The 4,260-nt window shown below is 58.3% G+C and carries 5 protein-coding genes; 1 reads left to right on the top strand and 4 read right to left on the bottom strand.

What is annotated here, in order from left to right:
* The 4 genes from RSB01_RS13670 to RSB01_RS13655 all read right to left on the bottom strand — a co-directional run.
* Nucleotides 1-478: beta-eliminating lyase-related protein (locus tag RSB01_RS13670; RefSeq protein ID WP_332625694.1), on the bottom strand; the 478-nt coding region annotated here is incomplete at its 3' end.
* A 5-nt stretch (nt 479-483) separates the two neighbouring features.
* Nucleotides 484-1,419 carry a mechanosensitive ion channel domain-containing protein gene (locus RSB01_RS13665; RefSeq protein WP_332591249.1) on the bottom strand — a complete coding sequence of 312 codons (936 nt, stop codon included), beginning with the start codon at nt 1,417-1,419 and terminating at the stop codon, nt 484-486.
* Nucleotides 1,420-1,486: 67 nt separating this feature from the next.
* Nucleotides 1,487-3,304 (bottom strand): ATP-binding protein, encoded by a 1,818-nt coding sequence (locus RSB01_RS13660; protein ID WP_332625693.1) that lies wholly within the window; start codon nt 3,302-3,304, stop codon nt 1,487-1,489.
* 98 nt (nt 3,305-3,402) lie between these two features.
* Nucleotides 3,403-3,699: a BolA family protein gene (locus RSB01_RS13655; protein ID WP_332591809.1), complete on the bottom strand. Its 297-nt coding sequence runs from the start codon at nt 3,697-3,699 to the stop codon at nt 3,403-3,405.
* A 46-nt stretch (nt 3,700-3,745) separates the two neighbouring features.
* On the opposite strand from RSB01_RS13655, the gene RSB01_RS13650 reads away from it, so the two are divergent.
* The coding region (locus tag RSB01_RS13650) for a molecular chaperone DnaJ (protein WP_332625692.1) at nt 3,746-4,260 on the top strand (515 nt) is incomplete at its 3' end.

Raw genomic sequence — 4,260 nt, 5'->3', positions numbered from 1 at the left:
GCCGGATCAGCAGGTCCATTTCCTCGAACGAATAGACCGTACCGTACTCGGTGGCCTGGGTCAGGGTCAGTGCAGCCGGTGGCTGGCGGTGACCTACAACCGGCTCGTCGAGAACCGCACAAAGGCTTTCGTCATCAATCTTGCCCGAATAACCCGGCAGGCCGATCAGCCCGACACCATGACCGAAAAAGCCAGGTGCGCCGGTTTCATCGGTGCAGACATGCGCTGTGTTATGCGCCAGCACCGCTTCGTACGGATTCGCCAGCATAGACAGGGCAATCGAATTGGCTGCTGTGCCGGTAAACATGAACCGGATGTCCGCATCTACATCCAGAAGCGCACGGATTTCATCGGCGGCCTTGCGGCTGTGCTCGTCCGCGCCATAGCCCGCCATGAATCCGCTATTGGCCTCAACCAGACCCCTTAGCGCCGATGGGGCCATGCCGGCGGTGTTATCGGATGCAAAATCGTAGCGCACAGCACTCAGTCTTTCTGGGGAGCAACAGTTTCGGAATCGGTACGCAATACGCCTACCTGTCCGTAGTTTAGAGACACTTGATGAGGGAATGGTATCTCGATCCCTGCCATATCCAGCGCCTCCTTACCCGATTGGGTCAGATCGGCCGTTGTCTGGAAATGGTCTTCGGAACGAACCCAGCAATGCAGGGTCACCTGCACCGAACTGTCCAGCAGAGCCGTTACGCCGGTCCAGACTTCAGGGTCCTTAAGGACGCGAAAATGGGCCTGGGCACAATCTTCCAGAACCTTGCGCACACGGTTCAAATCTTCATCATATCCGACGGTGAACTTCACTTCGACACGGCGCGTGCGCTGGCCGCTCAGGTTCACAATGACATCTGCCAGAACCTTAGAGTTTGGGACTATGATCTTGTTATTATTACCATTCGACATTTCAGTCGTGAACAGGGTCAGCTTCTGGACAGAACCGACCACGCCATTCAGATCGATCACATCGCCAACGCGGTACGGCCGCAAAATCAGCAGCATGACCCCTGCCGCCACGTTTGACAGCGTCCCCTGAAGGGCCAGACCCACGGCCAGAGACGCACCGCCCAGAACCGCAATGATCGATGTTGTCTGCACGCCCAGTCGCTGCAGAACAGCAATCATGCCGATCAAAATCACGATCACCCGAACGATCTGGACCAGGAAGCCCAGAACCGTTGGGTCGCGCTGAACCGATCGCGTCCGCGACAATATCTTGCGCGTCGCCGAACTGGCCCACTTTGCCGCGACCAGTGTGACGATGAAGATGATCGCCGCGACCGTCAGATTGACGGCAAAATCCCCCAGCATGTCCATCGCCTTACCGATGACGACAGCATCGGCCCCCAAGCGTCCGTCTATCGCTTGCAGGGTCGGGGTGAGGGTTTCGGCGGCAGGCAGTTTGATACTCATGGGATCAGGCTAACGCCTCAGCCGCCGAATGGAAGCATCTGATAGAGCTAAAGTTTCATTCGCCCTGTCAGGCTGCCACATAGGCAAGGTCGGACGCAGAGGTCAGAGACTGTAGCGCCGTACGTCCCAAGGCCCCCTGCTTCATGAACAGGGCCAGTTGTCTGACATCGATCGGCTTGTTCAGATAGGCATCGGCACCTGCCGCAAATCCTGCCTGATGGTCCTCCGCGCGGGCCGATGCCGACAGCACAATAATGGGCGTGTCCACATTGACCGTGCTGCCTGTACGAATACCGCGCGTGGCCTCCAGACCATCCATCACCGGCATGTTCACATCCATCACGATCAGATCAAACGCTTGCGTGGCGGCGATCTCTACGGCCATGGCGCCGTGTTCGGCGGTTGTCGCATCGTGTCCGTTACTGCCCATCCAGGCTTCAAGGATCATACGGTTGACCGGATGGTCCTCTACCACCAGCACCTTCAGGCCCGATACGCCCTCGATGCTTGCTGTGGCAGGCCCTGTCTCGACTTCGCGCGACCAGCGCACCACCTCGGCCTCGACGGCCAAGGTAAAGGTCGAACCCTGCCCCACGGTCGATGCCACATGGATATCGCCATGCATAATATTGGCCAGACGGCGCGAGATGGTCAGCCCCAGTCCAGTGCCCCCAAAGCGGCGCGTTGAAGAATTGTCGATCTGGGTAAACGGCTCGAACAGACGATGGATGTCGTCTTGGGAAATACCGCCGCCTGTATCGTGTACCGAAAACTCGAATGCCACGCGCTGGTCGGAAATACGCCGGCCATGCACGCCATAGCGAATCTCGCCCTTGTCGGTGAACTTCACCGCATTGGACAACAGGTTGGACAATATCTGGGTCACGCGCAGCGGATCACCCCGCACCACGGCAGGTACATCCCCCGTGAATTCCGGAATCAATTTCAAACCCTTGGCCTTGGCCTGTGCCTCGAACGGCGACAGCAGTCGCTGATGCAGGTTTTCCATGTCGATATCGATGACCTCGAACGCCATCTTACCGGCTTCGATCTTGGTCAGGTCCAGAATATCGTTCAGCAAGGACAGCAGGCTATCGCCCGAATTACGGATGATCGACAGCATTTCGCGCTGCTGGGGATCCAGTCGCGAACTGCTCAGAAGCTGTGCAGCCCCCAATACGCCATTCATCGGCGTACGCAGTTCGTGCGAGATCACACCCAGGAAGTTCGACTTGGCCGTATTAGCCGCATCGGCCTTATCGCGAGCCGCTTCCAGTTCACCGATCAGATGGGTCTGGTGTTCCTGAAACGCATGGATGCGCTCCTCACGCAGCATGGTCATCACAACCAGAACAAACAAACCGCCCAGCATCAGCGGCCCCATAGCCAAAAAGGCCCAGAACTCTGGTTTGCCCCATAGACTGATGGCAAGGATTGCGGCTGCGGCACCATAGGGCGACGAAATCAGCACAGCCTGACGCGGAGAATTCCGTAGCTGGGCAAAGACCAGCAAATAACCCGAGGCCAACAGGGCCACGGCCATTTCATGCCCGAAAGACTTGCCCGAAAACCACGCCAACAAAGGCGCGGTCGCCCAAACCGCTGTGGTCAGTGTGGCGACAACAGGAAAGACAGTGCCCCAGTCTTCTTTCTCGCGACGGCTGGCACGGCGCTCGGCTGCGCCGCGTACAAAACCAGCCAGCAAGGTCACAGCCAGCCAGCCCAGTCCCATCTTCCAGCCGACAGCCGCGCACATGGCCAGCCCCCAGCTGAGGATGATCAGATACCGCAGATACTGTGTTTCCAGAATCGCACTCAGCGCTTGCGCTGCCGAGCCCGGCGTGTCCCCGTCAAGGCCACGTCCGATACTGCCACTACCCACCATATTATGGTGCCCCCATGCCCCACGGCGATGTCTTCATGGCAAGAATACGGCCAAGTCGCTAAGACACCGTGAATCACGAAATTGCAGCGTTACACGGACTATTTTTCCTCTGCTGGCGTCCGTGCCGAGATCGAAAGCGCATGCACCGGCCCCGCCAATTCTTCGGCCAGAAGTTTTTGCACCATACGCTGGCGAGCCACGCGCGACTGGCCCTCAAAGGCCTCGCTAACAATCACCAGATTAAAGTGGCTCTCGCCACCGGGCTGCGCATCCATACCGCCTTCATGATGGTGGCCAGCATGGCGTGCGCTGTCATCTTCCAACTCCAAACGTTGCGGAGATAACGCGGATTCCAATTTTTGGCGGATAATTCGGGCAACCGGGCCGTCAGTCATAGGTCAAGTCCTTGAAGCAACACAAATCAGGCCTAGACTAGCTGCAATGTCCGGTTCTTTCGAATACAAACCCCGTTTCACCGATATCCGGGTCAAGCCGCCCAAACCTGAAGAGGAGGCGGCCGCCAAGGATGTGCTGCGTCTGAAGCCCGGAGAGATTCCGTGCGAGTGGGCGGATTGTTCGCGTCCGGCCACGGCCAAGGCACCCAAGTCGCGTGAGCAGATCAACCTGTTCTACAACTTCTGCCAAGGCCACGCTGCCCAGTACAACAAGGCATGGAACTTCTATGCCGGTATGTCCGAAGGCGAAGTCCGCGCTGCGCAGGAAAACGAGGCCATGACCGGTGGCCGTCCCACATGGGACATGAAGGTCAGCCGCAATACGCGCGAAGCAGCCGGTAATGCCGCCAATGCCGGCAATGCTGGCCCTGGATCGTGGCAGGACAGCTATGGCCTGTTTGGGCGTCGTGTAAACGAATCAGCCCCCAGCGGCCCCGTCATGTCTGAAGCCGAAGCGCGCATGGGCAAGCTGGAGCGTCAGGCTATTGGCGAGCTTGGTCT

The organism is Brevundimonas sp. (assembly GCF_036659295.1).
GTDB lineage: Bacteria > Pseudomonadota > Alphaproteobacteria > Caulobacterales > Caulobacteraceae > Brevundimonas.
The sequence above is the reverse complement of the archived record's forward strand: the minus strand, read 5'-3'. Positions and strand labels throughout refer to the sequence as shown.